General features: G+C 73.8%; 23 protein-coding genes and 1 pseudogene. 11 read left to right on the top strand and 13 right to left on the bottom strand.

What is annotated here, in order from left to right:
• Positions 1-198: 198 nt before the first annotated feature.
• Positions 199-627 carry a division/cell wall cluster transcriptional repressor MraZ gene (gene mraZ, locus AC57BS_RS08290; protein WP_129455085.1) on the bottom strand — a complete coding sequence of 143 codons (429 nt, stop codon included), beginning with the start codon at positions 625-627 and terminating at the stop codon, positions 199-201.
• 353 nt (positions 628-980) lie between these two features.
• Between mraZ and AC57BS_RS08285 the strand changes: the two genes are divergently transcribed.
• Genes AC57BS_RS08285 through AC57BS_RS08275 form a run of 3 tightly spaced genes read left to right on the top strand, consistent with a single transcriptional unit; the run spans position 981 to position 5603 of the window.
• Positions 981-1976, top strand: a complete 996-nt coding sequence (locus AC57BS_RS08285) for an AAA family ATPase (protein ID WP_496410953.1) — start codon at positions 981-983, stop codon at positions 1974-1976.
• Complete coding sequence (locus AC57BS_RS08280; protein ID WP_496410952.1) at positions 1969-3237, top strand: DUF58 domain-containing protein; 1269 nt, start codon at positions 1969-1971, stop codon at positions 3235-3237. Before AC57BS_RS08285 ends, AC57BS_RS08280 begins: the two co-directional genes overlap by 8 nt.
• Positions 3234-5603, top strand: a complete 2370-nt coding sequence (locus tag AC57BS_RS08275) for a transglutaminase TgpA family protein (protein ID WP_496410951.1) — start codon at positions 3234-3236, stop codon at positions 5601-5603. The genes AC57BS_RS08280 and AC57BS_RS08275 overlap by 4 nt, the downstream gene beginning before the upstream one ends.
• 236 nt (positions 5604-5839) lie before the next feature.
• Here the strand turns inward: AC57BS_RS08275 and AC57BS_RS08270 are convergent, their stop codons facing one another.
• From AC57BS_RS08270 to AC57BS_RS08240, 7 genes are all read right to left on the bottom strand, one after another.
• Positions 5840-6286, bottom strand: a complete 447-nt coding sequence (locus AC57BS_RS08270; protein WP_496410950.1) for an SCO2097 family morphological protein — start codon at positions 6284-6286, stop codon at positions 5840-5842.
• Positions 6287-6414: 128 nt separating this feature from the next.
• Positions 6415-7584 (bottom strand): DNA polymerase IV, encoded by a 1170-nt coding sequence (dinB, locus tag AC57BS_RS08265; protein ID WP_496410949.1) that lies wholly within the window; start codon positions 7582-7584, stop codon positions 6415-6417.
• A 51-nt stretch (positions 7585-7635) separates the two neighbouring features.
• Positions 7636-8391, bottom strand: coding sequence for a methyltransferase domain-containing protein (locus AC57BS_RS08260; protein ID WP_496410948.1), 756 nt, complete (start codon positions 8389-8391; stop codon positions 7636-7638).
• Positions 8392-8419: 28 nt separating this feature from the next.
• The gene (locus AC57BS_RS08255) at positions 8420-12256 is read right to left on the bottom strand and encodes a DNA polymerase III subunit alpha (protein ID WP_496410947.1); all 3837 of its coding nucleotides are present in this window, start codon (positions 12254-12256) and stop codon (positions 8420-8422) included.
• Positions 12257-12265: 9 nt separating this feature from the next.
• Positions 12266-12667 carry an SAV_6107 family HEPN domain-containing protein gene (locus AC57BS_RS08250; RefSeq protein ID WP_129455078.1) on the bottom strand — a complete coding sequence of 134 codons (402 nt, stop codon included), beginning with the start codon at positions 12665-12667 and terminating at the stop codon, positions 12266-12268.
• Positions 12668-12677: 10 nt separating this feature from the next.
• Complete coding sequence (locus AC57BS_RS08245; protein WP_496410946.1) at positions 12678-13001, bottom strand: DUF6504 family protein; 324 nt, start codon at positions 12999-13001, stop codon at positions 12678-12680.
• A gap of 176 nt (positions 13002-13177) precedes the next feature.
• The gene (locus tag AC57BS_RS08240; RefSeq protein WP_496410945.1) at positions 13178-13645 is read right to left on the bottom strand and encodes a hypothetical protein; all 468 of its coding nucleotides are present in this window, start codon (positions 13643-13645) and stop codon (positions 13178-13180) included.
• Between the two features lie 46 nt (positions 13646-13691).
• Between AC57BS_RS08240 and AC57BS_RS08235 the strand changes: the two genes are divergently transcribed.
• From AC57BS_RS08235 to AC57BS_RS08225, 3 genes are read left to right on the top strand one after another with little or no spacing between them, the layout of a single operon-like run.
• Positions 13692-14165 carry a YbaK/EbsC family protein gene (locus tag AC57BS_RS08235; protein WP_496410944.1) on the top strand — a complete coding sequence of 158 codons (474 nt, stop codon included), beginning with the start codon at positions 13692-13694 and terminating at the stop codon, positions 14163-14165.
• 10 nt (positions 14166-14175) lie between these two features.
• Positions 14176-14766, top strand: a complete 591-nt coding sequence (locus tag AC57BS_RS08230; RefSeq protein ID WP_496410943.1) for a DUF4126 domain-containing protein — start codon at positions 14176-14178, stop codon at positions 14764-14766.
• Between the two features lie 34 nt (positions 14767-14800).
• Positions 14801-16117, top strand: a complete 1317-nt coding sequence (locus AC57BS_RS08225) for a phytoene desaturase family protein (protein ID WP_496410942.1) — start codon at positions 14801-14803, stop codon at positions 16115-16117.
• On the opposite strand, the gene AC57BS_RS08220 is transcribed toward AC57BS_RS08225, so the two are convergent.
• Together AC57BS_RS08220 and metF are read right to left on the bottom strand one after the other, a co-directional pair.
• Entirely contained in the window at positions 16111-16719 is a 609-nt protein-coding gene (locus AC57BS_RS08220; RefSeq protein WP_496410941.1) for an SIMPL domain-containing protein, read from the bottom strand. The two genes, AC57BS_RS08225 and AC57BS_RS08220, sit on opposite strands and share 7 nt — an antisense overlap.
• 25 nt (positions 16720-16744) lie before the next feature.
• Positions 16745-17647 (bottom strand): methylenetetrahydrofolate reductase [NAD(P)H], encoded by a 903-nt coding sequence (gene metF, locus AC57BS_RS08215; RefSeq protein ID WP_496410940.1) that lies wholly within the window; start codon positions 17645-17647, stop codon positions 16745-16747.
• Positions 17648-17710: 63 nt separating this feature from the next.
• On the opposite strand from metF, the gene AC57BS_RS08210 reads away from it, so the two are divergent.
• On the top strand, positions 17711-18775 hold the full coding sequence (locus AC57BS_RS08210; RefSeq protein WP_496410939.1) for a polyprenyl synthetase family protein: 1065 nt from the start codon (positions 17711-17713) through the stop codon (positions 18773-18775).
• A gap of 28 nt (positions 18776-18803) precedes the next feature.
• Here AC57BS_RS08210 and AC57BS_RS08205 read toward each other — a convergent pair whose 3' ends face one another.
• From AC57BS_RS08205 to AC57BS_RS08195, 3 genes are all read right to left on the bottom strand, one after another.
• Complete coding sequence (locus tag AC57BS_RS08205) at positions 18804-19238, bottom strand: barstar family protein (RefSeq protein WP_496410938.1); 435 nt, start codon at positions 19236-19238, stop codon at positions 18804-18806.
• Between the two features lie 67 nt (positions 19239-19305).
• On the bottom strand, positions 19306-19857 hold the full coding sequence (locus tag AC57BS_RS08200; RefSeq protein WP_496410937.1) for a guanyl-specific ribonuclease: 552 nt from the start codon (positions 19855-19857) through the stop codon (positions 19306-19308).
• A complete protein-coding gene (locus AC57BS_RS08195; protein WP_496410936.1) occupies positions 19857-20228 on the bottom strand; it encodes an Rv2175c family DNA-binding protein in 372 nt (123 codons plus the stop codon). The genes AC57BS_RS08200 and AC57BS_RS08195 overlap by 1 nt, the downstream gene beginning before the upstream one ends.
• Before the next feature lie 115 nt (positions 20229-20343).
• On the opposite strand from AC57BS_RS08195, the gene AC57BS_RS08190 reads away from it, so the two are divergent.
• The 4 genes and pseudogenes from AC57BS_RS08190 to AC57BS_RS08175 all read left to right on the top strand — a co-directional run bounded on the left by AC57BS_RS08190 (position 20344) and on the right by AC57BS_RS08175 (position 24425).
• On the top strand, positions 20344-21144 hold the full coding sequence (locus AC57BS_RS08190; protein ID WP_496410935.1) for a glycoside hydrolase family 16 protein: 801 nt from the start codon (positions 20344-20346) through the stop codon (positions 21142-21144).
• A gap of 195 nt (positions 21145-21339) precedes the next feature.
• The gene (locus tag AC57BS_RS08185; RefSeq protein ID WP_496410934.1) at positions 21340-22137 is read left to right on the top strand and encodes a lytic transglycosylase domain-containing protein; all 798 of its coding nucleotides are present in this window, start codon (positions 21340-21342) and stop codon (positions 22135-22137) included.
• Between the two features lie 107 nt (positions 22138-22244).
• Positions 22245-23807 (top strand): annotated as a pseudogene (locus AC57BS_RS08180) (protein kinase domain-containing protein); the annotation flags it as partial.
• Positions 23784-24425: a PASTA domain-containing protein gene (locus tag AC57BS_RS08175; protein WP_496411261.1), complete on the top strand. Its 642-nt coding sequence runs from the start codon at positions 23784-23786 to the stop codon at positions 24423-24425. The pseudogene AC57BS_RS08180 and the gene AC57BS_RS08175, both read left to right, overlap by 24 nt.
• The last annotated feature ends 11 nt before the right edge of the window (positions 24426-24436 follow it).

The raw sequence follows: 24436 nt of genomic DNA, 5'->3' as shown, positions 1-24436 counted from the left end.
CCGTCGTGTGGCACGGGGTGAGCCGCCGCACCAGGTCCCTGCCCGCTCCCCTGCGCTGGGAAGTGCCCTCTGGTGCCGGGGAAGTGCCCCAGATGGCCACGCGAGGAGCGGGCTCGAGACCTGGTGATGCGGGTCGCGATGTCAGCTGTGGAGTTGTCGGGCGGTGCTCGGTGGTGCTGGGTGGTTCTCGGGTGGTGCTCAGATGCCGGGGAAGACCTCGTCGCTGAGCTCGGAGAACTTCTGCTCCTGCTCCTCGGAGTAGGTCGCCCACGCCGTCGGGTCCCAGATCTCGATCCGGTTCATCGACCCGATGACGACGCACTCCTTGCGGAGCGAGGCGTACTCCCGCAGCGGTGCCGGGATGTTGATGCGTCCCTGCTTGTCCGGCACCTCCTGGCTGGCGGCGGCGAACAGCATGCGGACGTAGTCGCGGGTGTTCTTCTGCGTGACCGGCGCCTCGCGGAGCCGGTCGGTGAGCTTCCCGAAGTCCTCGAGCGACCAGACAGTGAGGCAGCGCTCCTGTCCCCTCGTCACCACGAGTCCCTCCGTCAGCTCGTCCCTGAACTTCGCCGGGAGGAAGAGCCGGCCCTTCTCGTCGAGCTTGGGCGTGTAGGTGCCGAAGAACATCCGGCACCTCCCCTTGCTCGGCGGGCAGATCGACCCTGTCCCCCACTTCGCACCACAGTACTCCACTTCACTCCACCGTCAACCAGATCACGCGTGTTTCACGCACGAATTTCGGCGAGCCCGAGCTCGTGGCTGCCGCTCCTCCCCTCCTGCCGGACGCCCCGGCTGAGCGTGGACGGCCGCGACTCCACGCTCAGGTCGGCCGATTCCGAGCCCGGGTGGAGCGCCGGTGGGGAGGAACGGCCACACGTGGTGGAGCGAAGTGGGGGAAGCGCGCGAAAGGGCGGGTATGTTGCGCGCACCACATACGGTGGTGACCAGCGGTTCGAGCGCGAACGAGGGGACGGACAGACGTGACGACAGGGCTCTCCGGGCAGGCGCCCGACCTGGACACGGTTCGCCGGGTGACCGGTGCCGTACGGGGGAACATCGAGCGGGTGATCGCCGGCAAGCCCGACGTCGTCAACGCGGCCCTCGTGGTCCTGCTCGCCGAGGGCCACCTCCTCATCGAGGACGTGCCCGGGGTCGGCAAGACCCAGCTGAGCAAGGCGCTGGCCCGCAGCATCGACTGCACCGTGCGGCGCATCCAGTTCACCCCGGACCTGCTGCCCTCCGACGTCACGGGCGTCTCGGTCTTCAACCAGGACACCCGCGAGTTCGAGTTCCGCCCCGGCGGCGTCTTCGCCAACATCGTGGTCGGCGACGAGATCAACCGCGCGTCGCCCAAGACGCAGTCCGCGCTCCTCGAGGCGATGGAGGAGCGCCAGGTCACCGTCGACAACGCGACCTACATGCTCGAGAAGCCCTTCATGGTCATCGCGACCCAGAACCCCATCGAGATGGAGGGGACGTACGCCCTCCCGGAGGCCCAGCGCGACCGCTTCATGGCGCGGGTCTCGGTCGGCTACCCCGTCGAGTCCGCGGAGATCGCGATGCTCGAGGGGCACACCGCCCACAACCCGCTCGACGACCTCGAGCCGGTCACCGACGCCGGCGAGATCCGCAAGGTGATCGAGATCGTCGGCCGGGTCCACGTGTCATCGGCCGTGCAGCGCTACGCGGTGGCCCTGACCACCGCCACCCGCACCAGCAACGACCTGCACCTCGGCGCCTCGCCCCGTGCGACGCTGCACCTGGTGCGGGCGGCCAAGGCGGTCGCCGCCACCCAGGGTCGCGACTACGTCCTCCCCGACGACATCCACGGCATCACCTCGCCGGTCCTCGCACACCGGCTGCTGCCCAACGTCGAGGCGACGATGAGTGGACGCACCACCTCCGCGATCCTGTCCGGGATCGTGGAGGCCGTGCCGGTCCCCACGGCGCCCGACACCCGTGGCAGCCGTGCGTGAGGCACTCGGTGCGCTGACCGTCCGCGGACGGGCGTTCCTGGCCGCCGGCATCACGACCGTCGTCGCGGCCATCGTCGTGGGCCACTCCTCCGTCGTACGCATCGGCGTCCTCGTCGCCGTGCTGCCGCTGCTCACGGCATGGTGGGTCGGCCGCTCCCGCTACCGCCTCTCGCTCGTGCGTACGGTCTCCCCCCAGCTCGTCGTCGCCGGTCAGCCCGCGACCGTCGAGCTCACGGTGTCCAACGAGTCCCGGTCGCCGACCGGGGTGCTGCTGCTCGAGGAGCGCCTCCCCTACGTCCTCGGCACGCGACCGCGCTTCGTGCTCGAGGGCCTCGGTCACGGCTGGCGCCGCCATGCGACCTACCAGGTCCGCTCCGAGCTGCGCGGCCAGTTCGACATCGGCCCGATGTCCGTGCGGGTGACGGACCCGTTCGGGCTCGTCGAGCTCGGGCGCACGTTCCACGCGACCTCTCGCCTCACCGTCACGCCGCGCACCGTCGCGCTGCCGAGCATCCCGCTGGGCGGCGCGTGGACCGGGTCGGGCGACAACCGGCCGCGCGCGTTCGCGACCGGCAGCGCCGAGGACGTCACGGTCCGCGAGTACCGGCGCGGCGACGACCTGCGGCGCGTCCACTGGCGCAGCTCGGCGCGGGTCGGCGAGCTGATGGTGCGTCGCGAGGAGCAGCCCTGGCAGTCGCGCGCGACCGTCTTCCTCGACAACCGCGGCACCTCGCACCGCGGCCAGGGGGCGGCCAGCTCGCTGGAGGGCGCCGTGTCTGCGGCCGCGTCGATCGCCGTCCACCTCGCCCACCACGGCTACACCGTGCGCCTGGTGACCGCCTCCGGCGACAGCCGCGAGACCGAGTGGCACTCCCACGCCGCCGGCGCCGGCACCATCCCCCTCCTCGAGGCCCTCGCGGTCGTCCAGCTCGACCACTCCCCCGCGCCCGACACCCAGTGGCTCGCCGAGCCCGGGCACGGCGGCCTCACCATCGGGATCTTCGGCGGCCTCGGTGAGCCGGACCTCCCGTTCCTGCGCAGGCTCCAGCACCACGCGTCCTCGAGCCTGGCGATCGCGCTCGACGTCGACGCCTGGGCGCCGCACCTGCCCGTGCAGCCGGGTCCCGGTGCTGCCTCGCACCTGACCTCGACCGGGTGGCGATCCATCACCGTGGGTCCGCGGGACCGCCTCGACACCGCCTGGCAGGAGCTCGGGCTGCTCCAGAGCCGCGCCACCGCCTCGGCAGGAGCCGCGCGATGAGCGCCCAGTGGAGCACGCTCCCCCACCAGCTGCGGGTCGCCGGGATCGCCCTGCTCGCCGCCTGGACCACCGTCCTGTCGTGGCGCGTGCTCACCGAGGGCTTCGCCGAGGTCGGCGTCCCGCTCCTGCTCATCGGCGTGGTCGTCTCCGGGGCAGGTGCCGTGGCGCGGTGGCAGCGGCTCCCCGCCGCCGGCATCCTCGCCGCCCAGCTCGTCATCGGCAGCCTCCTGGTGCTCGGGACGACGACAGGCTCGCCCCTCCCGACGCCGGGCAATGTCGACCTCTTCACCGCTGCCCTCCAGGACGCGCTCGAGACCTCGCGGAGCTATGCCGCCCCCGTCCAGCTCGGCGTGCCGCCGGTCCACCCGCTGCTGCTCATCGGCGGCGCACTGGTCGTGCTGCTGGTCGACGTCACCGCGTGCACCCTGCGGCGCGCGCCGGTCGCGGGCCTCGTCCTGCTCGCGGCGTACACGCTGCCTGTCGCCGTCACCGGCGACGCCGTCTCGTGGTGGCTCTTCGCCGTGATCGCCGCCCTGTTCCTCACCCTGGTCTTCATCCAGCACAGCGACCACGTCACCAGCTGGGGGCGTGCGCCCGACGGCGAGAAGGGCTCCTTCTCGGTCCGCACCGGCGCCATCGCCAACACCGCCCTCGCCCTGGGCGCGACCGCCATCGCCCTGGCGGTGGTCGTGCCGGCAGCCGTGCCCACCTTGAGCATGAGCGTCTTCGAGGGCAACGGTCCCGGCACCCGCGAGGTCGAGGTCCAGGACCCGATGGTGGACCTGCGTCGCGACCTGCGCCGCGGCCAGGACGTGCCGCTGCTGTGGGTCACCACGTCCGGCCCCCGGCCGAGCTACCTCCGCTACACGGTGCTCTCCCGGTTCAGCGGCTCGGAGTGGACGCCGGGCGACCGCGAGATCCCGGAGTCGCAGTCGGCGACGGGGGCGCTGCCGCCGCTCGACGGCGTGGCACTCGAGGTCTCGCGGCGCGAGTTCAAGTACGACGTGCGCGTCGGGCCCGACTTCCGCTCCACGTGGCTGCCCATCGCCGCGCAGACGACTCGCATCGCGGCCAGCAGCGACTGGCGCTACGACATCAACACCCGCGACGTGATCGCCGCGCGCGAGGACGTCACCACCGCCGACAGCACGTACGACTACACCGGGGTCCAGCTGACCTACGACGCCGACTCGATGAACTCCTCCGTGTCGGGCGCGGGCTCGGTGGCCGGCATCTTCACCGAGGTGCCGAGCACCGTCAACAACGAGATCCGGCGACTCGCGGCGAGCGTGACCGCCGACGCGCCGACCCGCTTCCAGAAGGCCCAGGTGCTGCAGCAGTGGTTCCGCGAGGACGGCGGCTTCCGCTACGACCTCGGCCAGGTGCCGTCGGCGGGCGACGGCGGCGCCGACCTGCTGGCGTTCCTCGACGAGCGCGTCGGCTACTGCGAGCAGTTCGCGGCGTCGATGGCGATCATGGCGCGCATCATCGGCATCCCGAGCCGCGTCGCGGTGGGCTTCCTCGAGCCCGAGCGCGCCACCAACGGCTCGTGGGAGTTCTCCTCGCGCGACGCCCACGCGTGGCCCGAGCTCTACTTCCCCGGCTCGGGGTGGGTGCGCTTCGAGCCGACGCCGCAGGCCCGCGCCACCCGGCCGCCGGAGTACACCGAGGCCGAGTTCGAGGCGGTCCCCGAGACTGCCTCGCCGAGTGCCAGCAGCTCGGACGAGCTGCTGCCCGAGCGCGGCGAGGAGCCCGACGCCGCGGCCGCGGCGGCCGACGAGGACACCTCCTCGATCCCGTGGGTCCCGATCCTCGCGGCGCTGCTGGGCCTGGGGCTCGTCGCCCTGCTGCTGATGACGCCCCGGCTGGCGCGCGCGGCGCGGCGCCGGCGTCGCCTGGCCGGCGACATCGAGGACCTGTGGGTCGAGCTGCGCGACGTCACGCGCGACCTGGGGCACGCATGGCCCGATGGCCGCTCGCCGCGCCGCGCCGGCGACTGGCTCGGCCGGCTCCTGGCCACGCCGGTCCACGACGGCTCGCGGCCCGACCGCCCCCGGCGCGGCCGCGACCAGGCCCCGGAGGCCTCGGACGCACTCGACCGGCTCGTCGCTGCCCTCGAGCAGAGTCGCTACGCCCGAGACCCGGAGACGTTCACCGCCGACCGCTTCGCCGACGACCTCGCGCTCGTCGAGGACGCCCTGGCCGCCGGCGTCACGCCGCGCGACGTACGGCGCGCCGCCTGGTGGCCCGTCTCGGTCGTGGGCGGTCGACGTACGTCCTGGCGCTCGCGCACCCGCGCGGGCCAGTCCCGGAGCGACACCACCGCCGACGAGTCCGTACGGTCGGTCGACGAGCTCGTCGGCTGATCCTGCTCCGGCCGGATCCGGGCGGCTCGGGCCTGTTCTCTTGGCGTGATTTCGGCGTACCGGCGTGCGCAGAGTCCCCGCTCGAGCGGGGAGTCCGTCACTGGGAGGGGCGTACAACCCCCTCGAGGTGTCGGTCTACCCCTCCCAGTCGGTGCTCGGGTGGGCGTACGCGACGCCGAGCTCGCACCTCAGCGGGCGCAGGGGGGCGGGGCAGGGAGCAGGGAGCGAGCGGCAGTTCAGAAGCCGCGCTCGCGGCGGCGACGCCACCGCTCCTCCATGCGCTCCATGAAGGGAGCACCGGAGCGCTGGCGACCCGGCCGACCCGGCCGGTGCGGGCGACCCCCGTCGACGACACCGAATCCGGTGCGGCCCGACGACCGCACCTTGGGTGCCTGGTGGCCGGGCGAGCGTGCGGACGTGAGAGCGAGGATCGCCCCACCCAGCATGACCACGAAGCCCGTGACCCCGACGACGGTCTGGAGGACCGAGCTCAGGTTGAGCAGCACGGCCACGATGAGGAGGCCAATGCCGACGACGACGACCGCACCGCCCGCGATCATGCGGCGACGGGCCGTGCGCGCGATGGACGTGCCGCGCAGCGTGGAGGCGAGCTTGGGGTCTTCCTCGACGAGGGCGCGCTCCATCTGCTCGAGCAGTCGCAGTTCTTCCTCGGAGAGCTCCACGGTTCCTCCTCACCTTCTTGTCGCAAGTCTAGGCACGCTCTTCCAGTCACGGTAGGCGTCCCCCGAAAATTCCACCCGCACGAAGGGGGCCGCACCCTGATCTCTGAGGGCCGTGCGTCGCTGTCGGGCTAGACGAGACTGCCCGGGCGTACGGCGGCCGCCCCGAACCGCCGCGTCGCGCGGTCGACCGCGCGGTCCGCCTCCGCCCAGCCGCGCTCCGGCTCACCCAGCTCGAGCTGGTGGTGCACGGTGGCGCGCGGGACCAGGCCCTCGACGCGTACGCCGACGAGCCGCAGGCGGGCGCGTTGCAGCCCGAGCCGGTCGTAGAGGCGGGTGGCCGCGCGATGGATCTCGACCGTGACGTCGGTGGCCTCGGCGAGGGTCCGGGAGCGGGTGATGGTGGTGAAGTCGGCGAAGCGGATCTTGATGGTGACCGTCCGGCCTGAGACCCCGGCCGCCCGCATCCGCCCGGCCACGCGGGCGGAGAGGCGCAGCAGCTCGCGGACGACGACGTCCCGGTCGTCGGTGTCGCGGGCGAAGGTCTCGTCCGCGCCCATCGACTTCTCCGGCTCGTGCGGTCCGGCGCTGACGTGCAGCTCTCCGCGGTCGGTGCCCCAGGCGAGGTGGTGGAGCTCGCGGCCGAGGTGGTGGCCGACTGCGCGCTGCAGGGTGGCGAGCGGGGTGTGCGCGACGTCGCCGACGGTGAGCAGGCCGAACCGGTGCAGGAGCGCCTGGGTCTTCTCCCCCACGCCGTAGAGCTCCCCGACGTCGAGGGGGTGGAGGAACGAGGTCACCGCGGCCGGCGGCACCACCAGCACCCCGTCGGGCTTGGCCCGGCGGCTCGCGAGCTTGGCGACCGAGACGGAGGCCGCCACACCGACCGAGCACGTGATGCCCTGCTCGTCGTGGATCGTCGAGCGCAGTCGCTCGGCGATCCGTGCGGGCGGGCCGAGACGGCGCGTGGAGCCTCGGACGTCGAGGAACGCCTCGTCCAGGGACAACGCCTCGACGAGGGGCGTGACCTCGCGGAAGGTCTCCATCACCGAGGCGGAGACGCTGGTGAAGGTGGCGTAGTCGGGCGCGAGCACGACGACATGGGGACAGAGCCGGCGTACGCGGGTCATCGGCAGGGCCGAACGGACGCCGTAGCGGCGGGCGACGTAGTTGGCCGCGAGCACGACGCCCCGACCGCTGCCGCCCACCACCACCGGCTGGTCGACGAGGTCAGGACGCTCGCGCAACGCGACGGACGCATAGAAGGCGTCCATGTCGACGTGCAGGATCGGTGTCTCGGTCACGCCGCACCGCCGTCCGGGTGCGCAGAGGTGGCTGCGCCACCGGCGGGAAGGTCAGCCGCGGCGGGCGACGACGTGGACCTGCGCCGCGAGCGGGAGGTATTCGGGGCGAGTGGCGACCGCCCGCTCGAGCTCGACCAGCGCCGCGGTCGCACCGGGCTCGAGATCGAGGAGGCTGCCCGGCACCAGGTCGGAGAAGACGCGTACGGCCTGGACGGACGTGGGCTCGAGGCCGGCGGCGGCGAGGAGGCCGACCACCTCGTCGTGGGTGAAGCGGCGGCCGCCCCGACCACCGGCCGGGGTCGCCGCGTCGCCGTCGAGGAGCTCGCGGGCCGCCTGGAAGTGGCCGGCCATCGCGCGGGCCACCACGGCCGCGTGGCGCTGCGCGACGAGCAGGCTGAGGTGGCCGCCCGGACGCAGGACCCCGGCGATCGTGGCGAGCGAGGCAGCCGGGTCGTCGACCATCTCGAGGACGCCGTGGCACAGGACCAGGTCGGCCCCGTCGACCAGGCTCGGCAGGTCGTCGAGGTCACCCTGCTGGCCGGTGACGCGGTCGGCGACGCCGCGCTCGCGGGCGCGACGGTCGAGGGATGCCAGCGCGTCGGGGCTGGGGTCGATGACCTGGACGGTGTGGCCGAGCTCGGCCAGCGGCACGGCGAACCCTCCGGTGCCACCGCCCACGTCGACGATGCGGGCCTGCTCGGGGAAGGCCCCGGGAGCCTCCAGCAGCCGGCGTACGCCGTCCCACACCACGCCGGCCCGGACCGACTGACGGCGCTCGCTGGCAGAGGCGGTGGCGGGAGGCTGCATGGGTCCAACCCTAGTGCGTGGGGTGCGGTCATCCCGGACTCCCCGGACTGCGGTGCCAGAGGTGGCGCGCGACGTCCTTGGCGGGATCGCCGGCCGGCCTGGTGTCGGAGTAGGGGGACACCCGGAACCCGCTGGGGTGGACGAGCACCCGGCGCCCGACCTGCTCCTCGCCGCGCGACTCGGGCACCCGCGCGAGCTCGGCGCGCACCAGCGCGACCCCGTCCTCGCCCGAGCGGGCACGCTGCCACAGCGCGTGCAGCGCGGGCAGGTCCCACGCACCCGTGGCGCGCACCGAGACGCCTCGGCGGCCCGTGCGCCGCAGCTCGCCGCGCACCAGCAGCAGCCACGACGAGAAGACGGTGGTGGCACAGGGCCCCTGGGCGTCCTCGAAGAAGGTCGTGTCGATCGGCCCCGTGCCGTCGTCGACGGTCAGGAACACGACTCGCCGCCCGGACCTGACCGGCGGGGTCTGGGTGGCGACCTTGACCCCGGCGACCAGCAGCTCGGAGCGGCTGCGGCGCCGCAGCAGGTCGCGGCTGCGGGTCACCCCGAGCGCGTCGAGGAACGGGTCGTAGGCAGCGACCGCGTGCTGGCTGACGTCGAGGCCGAGGATCTCGAGCTCGGCGCGCATCCGCTCGAGCGTGGTCATCTCCGGGAGCCCGCTCGGCCGCTCGCCCGGATCTCCGGGCTCGTCGCCCAGCCGGAGGGTGAGCTGCACGGACTCGGCCGGGGGCGCCTGCACGGGGGCGAGGGACTGTGCGGCGGCGCGTGCCCACACCCCGCCGTCGGCGAGCGCGTGCCGCTCGGTGGACCCGGACTCCGCTCGCAGCGTGGGGTCGGAGCTGTTGCGCGCGGCCGCGGCGCCTGCGGCCACGGCGGCGGCGGGCGGCGTACGCCGGGCGGACGGCCCGCGCCCACGCGCCCGCGAGACCCGGTCGATCGAGCGGGCGTAGTGGTCGAGCTCGGCGACCTGCAGGAGCAGGTCGCGCCGCGTCACCCGGCCCCGCCTGTGCACCGCCTGCTCGCCCGAGCCGATGCCGTAGACGCCGTCGAACCCGCCGGCCAGCACGAGCCTCTCGAGGATCGGGCGCGAGACCCGCGCCCGGTGGAAGAAGTCGGACAGCGAGGCGTAGGGGGCACCGTCGCGGGCCTCGACGATGCGGGCCACCTCGGCCGAGCCGATGCCCTTGACGTCCGCGAGCGCGAGCCGGATGGCGTGCCCGTCCCCGGTCGCGCTCGGCTCGACGAGGTAGGAGGAAGCGCTGGCGTTGACGTCGAGGCCGAGCACCCCGACGCCGAACTGGCGGGCGTCGTCGAGGATCAGGCGCTTGGGGTACATCCCGGGGTCGTGGGTCAGCACCCCCGCGAGGAAGTGGGCGGGCCAGTGGGTCTTGAGCCACGCCGACTGGTAGGTCGGCAGCGCGAAGGCGGCGGCATGAGCCTTGCAGAAGCCGAAGGACGCGAACGCCTCGAGGACGGACCAGACCTGCTCGACCAGCGGGAGGGCGTAGCCCCGGGCGAGTGCGCGGGGGAAGAACCACGTCCTCGTCGCGGCCATCCCCTCGGTGCCGCCGAGGGCCCGCCGCTTCTCGTCGGCCTCCGCGAGGGAGACGCCGGCGAACCGGGCGATGATCTCGATCACCTGCTCGTGGAACACGACCACGCCGCGGGTCTGCTCGAGGATCGGGCGCAGGTCGTCGTGGAGGTAGCGAGGGGCCGCCCAGCCCTGCTTGACCTCCAGGTAGGGGGTGATCATGTCGCTCTTCACCGGCCCGGGGCGGAACAGCGAGATGTCGATGACGATGTCGTCGAAGGTCTCGATGCCGGACTTGCCGACGAGCTCGCGCTGGCCGGGCGACTCGATCTGGAAGACACCGAGGGTCCTCGCACTGCTGATCAGGGCGAAGGTCGCCGGGTCGTCGAGCGGCACCTGGCTCTCGTCGTCGAGGTCGATACGTAGGCCGTCGACCCGCTCCACCTCGGCGATCGCGTGGGCCATCGCCGACTGCATCCGGATCCCCAGCACGTCGAGCTTGAGCAGGCCGAGCTCCTCCACGTCGTCCTTGTCGAACTGGCTCATCGGGAACCCGGCCCACGACGCCTCGACCGGAGTGCGGTCGAGCAGCGTGGCGTCGGAGAGCACCACCCCGCACGGGTGCATGGCGATGTGGCGCGGCAGGCCGTCGAGCCGCTCGACGAGGCCGAAGAACCGGTCGAGGGCCCCGTCGCCGAGCCCGCTCGCCCGCAGCTCGGGCAGGTCGCGCAGCGCGCTCCTGGCCTCACGGGCGCGGACGTGCGGGAACGCCTTGGCGATCGCGTCGATCTCGCCCGGCGGCATGCCGAGCGCGGCGCCGACGTCACGCACCGCGTGACGGACCCGGTAGGTGTCCATCATCGACACCGTCGCGCACCGCTCGCCGCCGTAGCGGTCGAGGATCGCCCGGTAGACCTCCTCGCGCCGGGCGGACTCGACGTCGACGTCGATGTCGGGCAGCGAGGCGCGCAGCGGGGAGAGGAACCGCTCCATCAGCAGCCCGTGGCGCAGCGGGTCGACCCCGGAGATGCCGAGGAGGTAGGTGACCAGGCTGCCGGCACCGGACCCTCGGGCCGCGCGCCGGATGCCCATGCGGGCGACCAGGTCGGTGACGTCGGCGACGGCGAGGAAGTAGGAGGCGTAGCCGAGGGTGGCGATCGTGCGGAGCTCCTCGTCGAGCCGCGTCGAGACGCGCGTGCGGGGCGCGGTGCCGTAGCGGTGGCCGATGGCGGCCTCGCACCGGCGACGGAGCAACGTGTCGGCCGTCTGGTCGTGGGTGGCGCCGCCCGCCAGCTCGAGCTCCGGGAAGTGCACCTCACCGATGCCGAGGTCTCGGCGCGGGTCGAGCGCGCAGCGGTCGGCGACCAGACGGGTGCGGGCGAGCAGTCGCCGACCCTCGTCCCGACCGTCGCCGAGACCCGCGAGCCGGCAGATCTCCTCAGCGATCTCACCCATCTGCTTGCCGGACTTGAGGAAGCCCTCGGCGTTGCCGCGGGCGGCCGCCGGGCCGACGTCGCGGAGACCGGCCGAGCCGAGCGGAACCAGCCGCCGGGCGGCGTCGAGGACGTCGATCGTGGGCGCGTCGAGGCGGTCGGCATAGCGCACGGCATTGGTGAGCACGGTCGAGAGGCCGGCCGTGCGAGCGACGCCGGCCATCCGGGCGGCGTGCGGGGACGTGCCCGGCCCCCACTCCCCGCGGCGGCCGCCGAGGCGGTGCGAGACCAGCTCGACGACGAGGTTCTCCCGGGGCAGCAGGTCGAGCCAGGGGGCGATCGCAGCCAGACCGAGGTCGTCGCGCCGGCGGGTGGCCGCGAGGCCGAGCTCGGAGGACGGACCGAGCAGGGCCAGCACGTGCCCGCCGGCCAGGTGCGGGGCCAGCGCGTCGACGGTGGCGACCGGCCGGCCGCGCTCGCCCGCCAGGTGGACCGCGGAGACCATCCGGCACAGCGCCGCCCACCCCTCCCGGCCGCTGGCCAGGAACGTCACCCGCGAGCCGCCCGACCCGTCGGCCCGCTCGGACGGGAGCTCACGGAAAGCTCCACCGCGGGTGGGCGTACGGCGGGTGTCCTGGGACCGGGGCGGACCGGCAGGTCGCGCCGGCAGCGCCAGCGGGGCGACCTCCAGGTCGACCCCCAGCACCGGCCTGATGCCGGCGCGCCGGGCGGCGCGGACGAACCTGACCGCGCCGTAGGTGCCGTTGCGGTCGGTGAGGGCCAGGGTGTCCATCCCGTGCTCGGCGGCACGCTCGGCCAGGACGTGCGGGTGGGACGCGCCGTACTGGAGGGAGTAGCCCGAAGCGACGTGCAGGTGGACGAAGGGGTCGCGCGACACCTCGCTCCCTCAGGCGACGCTGGCGTGCGGGACCAGGCCCAGCGCCTGCTCGACGACCGCCAGGAACCGGTCTGCGTCGCGGACCAGGTCGTCCGCCTCGCGCTCCGTCACGGCTCGGGTCGAGCCCGCCTCGGCCGCCGCCCGCTTGGCGGCACCGGCGGCGAAGAAGGTCGCCCACTCCGAGAGCTCCGGTGCGACCTCGGTGAGCAGGACCCAGGCGTTCTTCTGGCGGCGCCCGCGGGGAGCCGGTCGGGCACGAGCCGCCAGCAGTGCCGCCGCGGCGCACAGCGCCGCCACGTGGGCGCACGCATAGCGGGTGGGCACGTCCCGGGCGGTGATCGCGTCGCGCAGCGACGTCGCGGATCGCTCGAGGTAGGAGTGTGCGGTGGCCGGCAGCATGTGGGGACCCATCCGTCCGCCCTCAGTCCTGGCAGCCGACGAGCTGCCAGCGCCCGTCGGTCCAGTCGAAGGAGAGGTCGAAGACGCCGTAGGTCTCCTCGTCACCGGTGACCGCCGGTGCCGCCCGCCGGGCACCCGGTCCGCGGCCCGCCTCCACCCGCCAGAGCTCCCGCTCGGCGAGGAGGTCGGTCGCGGCGACGCCCTGCGCCCCCTGCCACCACGGACCGGTCTCCACCCAGTGCGCGACCACGGTGCGCACCTTCCACAGCCTGCCCCGCCACAGGAACTGGTCGGGGCCCTCGGCCTCTCCTCGTCGCACCTCGACGGGGTCGTCGTACTGCCTCATCGCGCCTCCTCGCACATCCGTCGACCCCACGGCCGACCCGGGCGGCGGTGGGGGTCGAGGTCACCGCCACCCGGATCGCATCGAACATCTGTTCGAACACCACGGACGGTACTACCCCCCACCGACAGCCCGTCAAGAGCCGGCCGGCAGATGGTGGAGAACGAGAGGGAGGGCTCTCAGGCCCGGCGCAGGAAGTCGGTTGTCTCCCGGCGCCACAGGAAGAACGAGAGCACCAGGCCCTCGACGATCACCAGCGCCGAGAGCGCCACGAAGATCGCCGGCAGGTGGGCATCGAGGCAGACCACCCCGACCAGGACGCCGACGCCTGCGGTGGCGGCCAGCACGGGGCGGGTCCACGCGTGCCCGCCGACGAAGAACGACCCGAGCACCAGCGCCATCGCCGCGAAGCCGACGAACGCCACCACGGCCAGCGCCACGAAGCCCGGCACGATCGGGCTCTCCCGCAGCTGCTCGATGCCCCCCTGCGCCAGGATCTCCTGCGCAGACGGGTTGCCCTCGGCCCAGCCGAGGATCACCTCGTCACGCATCCACCAGATCAGCAGCGTGATCACTCCGGCGGTGGCCACGATCAGGCCCAGCACTCGCATGCTGTTGACCACGGATCCGGGCAGGTCGCGCGCCATCAAAACACCCCTGAGACTCATCGTCGTTCGTCGCTAGGCTCGCATCATGGAGATCGAGCACGCATCCATCACCTCGTTTCGAGGCGACCTGACCCGGCGCGGTGGCACCGGTGACGTGGTCATCCTGCCCGACACCGCCCACACCGCGGCACTCGCCGCGGCGGCGCTGGGCTGCGAGGTCGGCGCCATCGCCAACAGCCTGCTCTTCGACGGTGACGGCGAGCCCGTCCTCATCCTCACCTCGGGAGCGCACCGGGTGGACACGAAGGCAGTTGCGCAGCGCATCGGGGTGAGCCGGCTGCGGCGCGCCGACCCCGACTTCGTGCGCCGGCACACCGGGCAGGTGATCGGGGGCGTCTCCCCCATCGACCACCCCGCTCCCGTCCCGACGTGGATCGACCCGTGGCTGCGGCAGCACGAGGTGGTGTGGGCGGCTGCCGGGCACCCGGCGGCGGTGTTCTCCACGACCTACGACGAGCTGGTCGCGATGACCGGCGCCGTCGAGGTCAGCGTCGAGTGAGGGCGCACCCGTGGACGCACTGGCGCTGACCTTCTCGAGCGGGTGGGCGAGCGGCATCAACGCCTACCTCGTCGTGCTCGTGCTCGGCGTCTCCGACCGCGTGGGGGACCTCGCCGAGATCCCCGACGTGCTGGGCAGGTGGGACGTGCTGGCCGCGGCGGCGTTCCTGTACGCGATGGAGTTCATCGCCGACAAGATCCCCTACATCGACTCGACGTGGGACGCGATCTCCACCGCCATCCGCCCGACGGCCGGCGCGGTGATCGGCGTGCTGCTCGCCGGGGACGCGTCCTCGCTCGACCAGGCCGTGCTCGGGGCCGTGGGTGGCGGCACCGCCCTGCTGAGCCACCTCGTCAAGGCCGGCAGCCGCCTGGCGATCAACACCTCCCCCGAACCGGTGACCAATGTCGTCGCCAGCCTCACCGAGGACGCCGGGGTCCTGGTCGTGGTGTGGTTCGCGATCGAGCACCCCCGTACGGCCGCGGCCGTCGCCGGCGTCCTGCTGCTGCTCGGGCTCGTCACCGTCTTCCTCCTCGCCCGCCTGGTGCGCCGTGGGTGGCGCCGCTGGCGCAAGGAGGAGCCGCTGCACCGGGTCGCCTGACCCGTCCCACGGGCGCGGGCCCTAGGGTTCCCCCGTGGCTCGCGTGGTGGTGGTCGGCGGCGGCTTCGGCGGCATGGCTGCCGCCGCGCGCCTGGCCAAGCTCGGCCACGAGGTCACCCTGCTGGAGCGCTCCGACCACCTCGGCGGCGCCCTGTCGACGGTCGAGCAGGACGACTTCGCCTGGGACGCCGGACCCAGCAGCACGCTGCTGCCCGCAGTCGTGCGCGACCTCTTCCGCAAGTCCGGTCGCCCGCTCGAGCGCGAGGTCGACCTCCAGGCCCTGCCCCTCGTCCGTGAGCACCGCTTCGAGGACGGCACCTCGCTGCGGCTGCCGGGCGGCTCGCGGGCGGCACAGCTCGACGCCTTCGACGACCTGGGGCCCGGCCTGGGGCAGCAGTGGGTCGACCACGTGGCGTCGTACGGCGACATGTGGGAGCTGCTCCGCAAGGAGTGGTACGAGCGGCCCTTCGACGCCGACGTCGCCCCCCGCGAGCTGACCGCCCTGCTCGGGAGCCGCGAGTCGCTGCACCGGCGGCTGCGCCGCGCCCTCCGCGACGAACGGCTGCGACTGGTCGCCGGGCACCGGCTCGTCATGGACGGCCACGACCTGCGGGACGCACCGGTCCTGGCCGGCGTCGACGTCTACCTCGAGCAGCGCTTCGGCGCCTGGACCGTCCCCGGCGGGCTCGCCGCGCTCGGCACCGCGATGGCCGACCGGCTCACCCTGCGGGGAGTGACCGTCCTGACCGGCACGAGCGCCACCGACCTCGTCGTCCGCGACGGCCGCGTCGCAGCGGTGCAGGTCGCAGCGGGCGAGGTCGACGCCGACCACGTGGTCGTCGCGATCGACCCACGCCGCCTGCCCGCGCTGGCGGCGTACGTCCGGCGCACCACTCCCGCCTTCCCCCCGGTCGTGTGCCACGTCGGGATCGACGCCGCGGGCGAGGAGCTGCCCGACCTGCCGCACGAGGTCGCGCTGCACGGCGACCCGCTCCTCGTCGTCCGCACCGGCGGGCGCGCGCCGGACGGCGGCGCGGCCTGGACGGTCCTGGCGCGCGGTCGCATCGCCGAGGACGTCCTCGTCGCGCTGGCCCGGCGCGGCATCGACGTGCGCCGCCGGGTCGTGACGCGCCTCGACCGGACGCCCCGCGACCTCGTCGACGCGTGGGGCGGCTCGCCGCACGGCGTGCAGTGGCAGGGCCCGCGGACCGCCCGCACCCGGCTCGGTCCACGTACGCCGATCGCGGGCGTGCTCGCCGCCGGTGCGCACGCCACCACGGGCTCGGGGCTACCGTTCGCGGGGCTCAGCGCAGCACTGGTCGCCGAGGTCGTCGGCCGCGCGGGTCAGTAGGCCAGCTCCCAGACCACCGTCACCGAGGTGGTCACCGTCGTCTCGCCCGCCTCCAGGCCGCCGGCGGAGTCGTGCGCCATCGCCATCCTGGCCACCGGGGACGGCTCACGTCCGGCGTCGCCCTCGACCACGGTCTGCACGGCGCCGAGGCCGGCTCCCGCCAGCCGCGCGAGCTGGGCGGCCTTGTCGCGGGCGTCGTGGAAGGCCGCCTCGCGGGCCTTGTCGCCGGCGCCGTGGTCCTCGGTGACCTCCAGACCGACGCTGTCGATCGCGAGGCCGTCGCCGACCTCGGCCGCGAGGTCGGCGAGCATCGTGCCGGCACCGGCGAGGTCGGGACACCCGATCATGTAGGAGTGGCGCGCCTCGTAGCCCTGCCGCGTGCCGGAGTGGTCGTGCCAGGGCCACACCGTGATCCCGGTCGAGGCGATGCGTCGCTCGTCGGTGTGGCGCCGGGCGACCTCGACGATCGAGGCGGCGGCCGACGTCATCGCCGCATAGGCCTCGGCGACCCCGCTCCCCCGCGCGACCGCGCCCAGCCGGACGACTGCGCTGTCCGGAGCGACCCTGCTGGTGCCGGTCCCGGTGACGGTGACGGTGTGCATGCCGCTCACCGTAGTGGCGACGGACTCAGACGGTGATGCGCAGGTTGCCGAAGATCTCCCGCGTCGCCTTCGACCGGTTGAGGGTGTAGAAGTGCAGCCCGGGCGCCCCCGCGTCGAGCAGGGCCTCGCAGAGCTCGGTCGCGATCGCGATGCCCTCGGCACGCAGCCCCTGCGGGTCGTCGGCGTACGGCGTGAGGCGGGCGACGACCTCCGCGGGCAGCTGGCGGCGGGAGAGCTCGGCCATCCGCTCCATCGAGCGCAGGTTCAGGATCGGCATGATGCCCGGGATGATCGGCAGGTCGGCCCCGACGGCCTCGGCGCGCTCCACCAGGCCCACGTAGTCGGAGGCCCGCAGCACCATGTCCGTCACGGCGAACTCGGCACCGGCGTCGTACTTCGCCTTCAGCACGCGGGCGTCGTGGTCGAGGTCGGCGGCCTCGACGTGCCCCTCGGGGAACGCGGCGACACCGATGCGCAGGTCGGTCCGCTCGCGGATCAGCGCGACCAGCTCGTTGGCATAGGTGAGGCCGCCGTCGGTGGGCGTCCAGGGCGACCCCGGGCCACCCGGCGGGTCCCCGCGCAGGGCCATCACGTGGCGTACGCCGGCCTCGCCCAGGTCACGGAGGATCGCGGTGAGCTCGTCGGTGGTGTGGCCGACGCACGTGAGGTGCGCGACCGGCAGCATGCTGGTCTCGCGCGCGATCCGCGCGGTGATCGCGACGGTGCGGTCGCGCGTGGTGCCGCCGGCGCCGTACGTCACGGACACGAAGGTCGGACCGTAGGGCTCGAGCTCGGTGATCGCCTGCCAGAGCTGCTCCTCGCCGGCCGCGTCCTTGGGCGGGAAGAACTCGAACGAGAAGGAGCGCTCGCCGCTGTCGAGGCGCTCGCGCATGCTCAGGTCCCGGGCCGAGCTCCATCCGTGCGTCATGCGCAACAGCCTACGGACGACCGCGGCCGACGGGCTCCCCGTCCCACTGTTTAGGCTGGATTGGTGACGACCTGGGACCCAGCCGCCTTCCGTGACCAGGTCCAGGGGGTGCTCGACGCGTTCCTCGACGACCGCGAGGCGGAGCTCGCCCCGCTCGGCCCCGACGCCGGCCGGTTGATCGCGGAGGCCCGTACGGCGGTGCGCGGCGGCAAGCGGTTCCGCGCGGCGTTCTGCCACTGGGGGCACCGGGCGATCCGGCCCGACGTCGCCGACGAGCTGGCGCTGGCCCGGGCCTGCGCGTCGCTCGAGGTGCTCCACGCGAGCGCCCTGGTCCACGACGACTACATGGACGCCTCCGACACCCGCCGCGGCCGCCCCGCGACGCACCGCGCGTTCGAGGCCGAGCACCGCGCCGCGGGATGGCGCGGCGACCCGGCGCAGTACGGCGCCGCCGCCGCGATCCTGCTCGGCGACCTGCTCCTCGGATGGGCCGAGGACATGCTGCGCCGCAGCGGCTTCGCCCCCGACGACGTGGCGCCCGGGCTCGCACTGTTCGAGCAGTGCCGCAACGAGGTGATCGCCGGGCAGTTCCTCGACGTGTCCGTGCAGGCGCGCGGGCGTGCCGACGTCGACACCGCGATGACCGTGCTGCGCTACAAGTCGGCGAAGTACTCCATCGAGCGACCGCTCCACATCGGCGCCGGGCTGGCCGGCGCCACGCCACAGCAGATCGAGCAGCTGACCCGCTTCGGGCTCCCGCTCGGCGAGGCCTTCCAGCTGCGCGACGACCTGCTGGGCGTCTTCGGCGACCCGGCCGAGACCGGCAAGCCGGCCGGCGACGACCTCGTGGAGGGCAAGCGCACCGTCCTCGTCGCCCTCGCGCTCGACGCCGCTCCCCCGGCGGCGGCCGAGCGGCTCGACGCGGCCCTCGGCACTCCCCTGACGACGGCCGACGTCGACGGGCTGCGCGGCATCATCGAGGACTCCGGCGCACGCGCGCAGGTCGAGGCCGTGATCGGCCAGCTGGCCGACCATGCCGTGGAGGCCCTGCGGGCGGCCGACGTCGACGAGCGGGCGCGCGAGGTGCTGACCGAGCTGGCAGCCGCCGCGACCCAGCGGACCGTCTGACCGCCGACGTCCGACAGGGGCTCGGCGCTCAGTCCAGGCTGGTGATGCCCGGCACCGGAGGGCCGTCGCCGCGCAGCAGTACCGAGAACGGCACCCCGCGGTCGGCGTTGACGCGGGAGCCGAGCACGGTGAGGGCGATGCTGAAGGCCTTCTCGTCCGCCCGCGCCAGGGTGGCCCAGCCGTCCCAGAGGAGGACGACCCCGTCCCGGCCCGCGCCGATGTCGTGCAGGCAGTCGGCGAGGGCGTCGAAGTTCTGCCCGTAGTGGTCCGGGAAGTCGAGCGCCTCGCCCACGGCGGCGAGGAACGCGGCCTTGCTGTCGGCGCCCGTCCAGCCGTCGACGTGCCCGAAGCCCCACCCCGCGTGCTCGACCGAGTGGCGTACGTCGGCCACGTCGAACGCGCCGTGCCACAGGTGGATGCCGGGCGCCTCGTGTCCCGCGAGGACGGCAGCAAGTCCGCTCATCCGGGGTCCCCGAGGCGTTGTTCGGAGGAGCGAAGCGGAGGAGAAGAACGTCGTGGGGTGTTCACGGCTACCTCCTGATGCGTGAGAAGGAGCTGTAGTGGTCGGCCGTCCAGTAGAGCTCGCCGGCCCGTCCTGCCACGATACGCCGGGCGCCGCGGGTCTTGAGGCCGGGCGTGGGCACCGTGTACTCGCGGTAGTAGCCGTACGGCTCGTCGGGCAGCAGCTCCTCGCGGTTGCCGAAGGTGCCGCCGTCGTGCTCGACCTCCGGGAAGGGGCCGCCGGCGTCGATGAGCACCACGGTGCGGGCCGCCTCGGGCGGCAGGTCCGCGAGCCGTACGAGGGGGAGGCCGCTGGCGGGGTCGGTGCCCTCGCTCGCCGGCGGCGTGGAAGGGAGCGTGGTCGGCTCGGTGCTGGGGGTGTTGGTCTGGGTGAGCTCGTGCGTCGGCGACGGCGAGTCGGACGGCGTCCCGGCGCGCAAGTCGGACGAGGTCGTCGTGTCGCCGCTGCTCGAGGGCGGATCGTCCTGGTCGGCCGGGGTGAAGAACCAGACGACCAGGGCGGCCGCCGCCACGAGCAGCAGGAACACCCGGTAGCGCCTGCGCCCGGGCGAGGCGGTCATCAGTACTCCAGCACCTGCGCGCGGCGCTTGACCTCGCTGCCGCGGTTCTCGCGCAGCGCGTCGATCGGACGCCCCGGGAGGTCGTCGTCGGTGAACAGCCACGCGATGCACTCGCGGTCGTCGAAGCGGTGGTCGTGCAGCAGCGTGAGCAGTCCGGGCAGGCCCTTGACCACGAGCCCGTCCTGGATGAAGTCGGCCGGGACCTTCGGGCCGGCGCCCGGCTCGGGGACGGCGGCGGCGAGCTCGTGCTCACGGATCATGGTGCGGACCTTGCCGGGCGTCACGCCGAGCAGCTCGGCGACCTGGCTCCAGTCGAGCCACTCGGGGACGAGGGCGGCCAGGTCACGGTCGGCGAGGGGGACGTCGGTCATGCGCGAAGCCTAGGTGAGGAGCCGTACGGGCCGGGAGTCGCGGCGCATGCCAGAGGTAGGACGCAGGTCGGCGCCGGAGTTGTCGGCCCGGGGAGCGTTCCGTAGCGTGTCGCGGATGCACCCCCTGAGATCCGCACTCGCCGCTGCCCTCGCCGGCCTGCTGGCGCTCACCCTCTCCCCGTCCGTCTCCCCCGCGGCGGCCGACCACTACGACGGCGCCCCGGGCCCGGTCCACGCCGGCAACACGTTCGGCTGGTACCAGCACGGCGTGTTCCGCCAGGAGTTCATCGGCCCCAAGCCGGCGTTCTGGAAGCAGAAGGGCCGCGGCGTCGTCCGCACCCAGAACGGCATGCTGACGCTGATGAGCACCCAGCGCGGCAGCGTGTCGGCCACCCTCGACCTCAAGGGCCACACCTACGGCCGCTGGGAGATCCGGATGCGGGCCCGCACCATGTCGAAGGTCAAGGGCGGCAAGCCCTTCAAGGTCGTCACCGAGCTCGTCCCCGGCGGCACCCGCGACCAGCACTGCGGCGGCCGTGACATCGGCATCGAGAACTTCACGCTCGGCACCAACACGGTGAAGTCCTACGTCCACACGCTGCCGAACAACTCCTACCGCGGCTTCCTCGGCCGCCACCTGCGCAACGACCGGTGGCACACCTACGGCGTCGAGGTCGCCGAGGACCACGTCTCCTGGTTCGTCGACGGCCACGTCATCAACACCGAGCGCCGCGCCGAGGCCCTCGACCCCGTCGCCCGTCAGCTGAAGTTCGAGCTGCGCGCCCAGGGCGGCAAGAAGATGGACCCGGCGCGGATGCAGATGGACTGGATGCGCTACTGGTCGATGCGCGCCCCCAACGAGAAGTCCATCAAGGCTCCCCAGCTCGAGCTCAGCACGTTCAACGGCGCCTGCTGAGACCCCGCACACCTGCCAGGCACACGTGCCTGACAGGCCTGACCGCGAGGCGGCGGCCGGTCGCGCGACACGCCCGACCCGGCCGCCGCCTCGCGTCGTCGTACGCCGGTCGGTAACGTCGAACGCTCGTTCGCGCGCTTCCCCCTCGGTGGACCTCGGCCCCCGGGCGCAGCGGACGGGACGAGGAGCACGCCCGTGACCCGACCATCCCACCGACCACCGCGCCGACCGCTCGACCGCGCCGTACGCTGCACGGTCGGACTGGTGCTCGCAGCCGCCGCGACGGCCGTCCACGCCGCCCCGGCCCACGCCGACCACGAGCGGCTGCCGTCGGACCGCACGCTCGTCCCGTACGTCGTGGAGCGGGGTGACACCGCCTCGGGCCTGGCCGTGCGCTTCGGCGCGTGGACCGCCGAGGTCGTGTCACACAACCACCTCGACCGCAGCGGGGGCCTGCGGGTCGGCCAGCGGATCGAGGTCCCGGTGGTGGGCCGCGACGGCGCCACGGGCGGGAAGCAGGGCGGCAAGCAGGGCGGCAAGCGGGACGGCACGACCCGCACGAGGATGTGGCAGCACCCCGACCGCGACCGCGAGAAGGTACGCCGGGTGATCGCCGGCGCCGCGCGCAGCCACGGCGTCGACCCGCAGCTGGCCCTGGCCGTCGCCTGGCAGGAGTCCGGCTGGCAGATGGGACTGGTGTCGAGCGCCGACGCCATCGGCGCCATGCAGGTGCTGCCCTCGACCGGACGGTGGATGGAGCACTACGCCGGCCGCGACCTCGACCTGCGCCGGACCGGCGACAACGCCCAGGCCGGCGTGCTGCTGCTCCGCGTCCTCTCGCGCCACACCGAGCGGCGGGCGCACAAGATCGGTGCCTACTACCAGGGGCTGGGCGCCGTGCGGCGGCACGGGCTCTACGAGGAGACGCGGACGTACGTCGACAACGTCGAGGCCATCAAGCAGCGCCTGGAGGCGGGCCGACCCCCGGCCTGACGCCACGCCGGGACGTCGCCTGAGCGTGGCGGCAGGCGCCGCTTCCGTACGATGGGGCGGCCGGATCCTTCCCCGCCTCTCCGTGGTCCGGCGCTGGAGGTCGATCAGTGGAGCCACCCGAGCACGCCCGCGCAACCGCGCCCGGCGCTGCTGGCGACCCCTTGGTCGGACGCCTGCTCGACGGTCGCTACCGCATCGGCGCCCGGGTGGCGCGCGGCGGCATGGCCAGTGTCTACGAGGCCACCGACACCCGCCTGGACCGCCTGGTCGCGGTCAAGGTGATGCACCCGGGCCTCGGCGACGACCAGGAGTTCGCGCAGCGCTTCGTCCGCGAGGCGCGTGCCGCGGCCCGGCTCAACCATCCCCACGTCGTGAGTGTCTACGACCAGGGCGACGACGCCTCCGACGGCACGGACACCGTCTTCCTCGTCATGGAGTACGTCCCCGGGCACACCCTGCGCGACGTGGTCCGCAAGGAGGCGCCCATGCCTCCGGTGCGGGCGCTGGCGCTGCTCGAGCCGGTCGTCTCCGCTCTCGCCGCCGCCCACCGCGCCGGCCTGGTCCACCGCGACGTGAAGCCCGAGAACGTCCTCATCGCCGACGAGGCGCACGGTGGCCGGGTGAAGGTCGCCGACTTCGGCCTGGCCAAGGCCGTCAGCGCCGACACCCAGCACACCGCGACGGGCGGCGTGCTGATCGGCACCGTGTCCTACCTCGCCCCCGAGCTCGTGGTCGACGGACGCTCCGACGCACGGGCCGACGTCTACGCCGCTGGGGTCGTGCTCTACGAGCTCCTCACCGGCAAGAAGCCGCACGAGGGCGAGTCGCCCATCCAGGTCGCCTACCGCCACGTGCACCACGACGTGCCGATGCCCTCGCTCCTCGAGCCGGGCATCCCCGACTACGTCGACGCCCTCGTCGCGCGAGCGACCTCGCGCGACCGCGGCCAGCGGCCCGCCGACGCCACGGTGCTGCTGCACCACCTGCACCGCGTCGAGCAGGCGCTGCGCGAGGGGCTCGCGTCCGACCCCGAGCTGGCCGCCGACCTGCTCCCCCGGCGTACGCCCTCCGACGCGACGGACGACATCGGCGAGCCCACGACCCCCGAGCCGTTCGACGCGAGCGCGCTCGCCCTGCTGACCGAGGTCGACCCCCGCGACTCCGGCCTGGTCGACGACGGCAGCCCCGACCGCACGACCGCCCTCGAGCGCCACCCGGCGCGGGGCGACGGACCGGTCGGTGGACCGGTCGGTGGACCGATGACCGAGCCGATGCGGACCACGCCCGCGGCCGCGGCCGCGGCCGCGGCGCCGACGACCGCGACCGCGACCGCCGTACGACCCGGGCCGCCCGGTCGCGCGCCCAGCCGGGCGGCGCCCGTCGCCACGACCGCGCGCCGCCGCTCGGTGAAGGGACCCATCGCGCTGCTGCTGTCCGTCCTCCTGCTCGGGGGCGTGGCCGCCGGCGCGTGGTGGTTCGGCTGGGAGCGCTGGACGACGACCCCCGGCGTGCTGGGCCTCGACGAGGCCGCCGCTGCCGCCGAGCTCGAGGACGCGGGCCTCCAGGCCGAGGCGGGCGAGCCGGCCTACTCCGAGAACGTGGCCGCCGGGCTCGTCATCGCGACCGACCCCGGACCGGGCGGTCGGGTGCTCGACGGCGGATCCGTGACGCTCGTGCTGTCCCTCGGCCCGGAGCGCTACGACGTCCCGGACCTCGCCGGCCGGACCGAGGACCAGGCGCAGGACGCGCTCGCCGCCACCAGCCTCGCGTTCGGCGAGAGCAAGGGGCGGTGGAGCGAGACGGTGCCGGAGGGCCAGGTCATCCGCACGTCCCCCAAGGTCGGCACCACCCTCAAGCCCGGCGCGACCGTCGACCTGGTCCTGAGCCGCGGCCGCAAGCCGACCGAGGTGAAGGACTTCACCGGCCAGTCGTTCGAGGCGGCCCGCGCGGCGCTGGAGAAGCGCCGGTTCCAGGTGAGTGTCGTCGACGAGCAGTACAGCGACACGGTCGCCGAGGGCGACGTCATCTCGCAGGACCCGACCTCGGGGACCCTCTTCCGCGGCGACACGGTGTCGTTCGTGGTCTCCCTCGGACCGGAGCTCGTCGAGGTGCCGCGGGTGCGGGCGATGGGCGTCGAGGCAGCCACCGAGCTGCTCGAGGGACTCGGCTTCCAGGTCGAGACCGAGCAGTCCGACACCTACCTCGGGCTCGGGTTCGTCTCGAGCAGCGACCCTGACCAGGGCGAGGAGGTCCCGAAGGGATCCACGATCACGCTCTTCCTCGTGTGAGGCCCTAGCGT

It is taken from the genome of Nocardioides sp. BGA-UO-ETr-FS32 (assembly GCF_059567905.1).
This window is presented reverse-complemented; position numbering and strand designations above follow the sequence as displayed.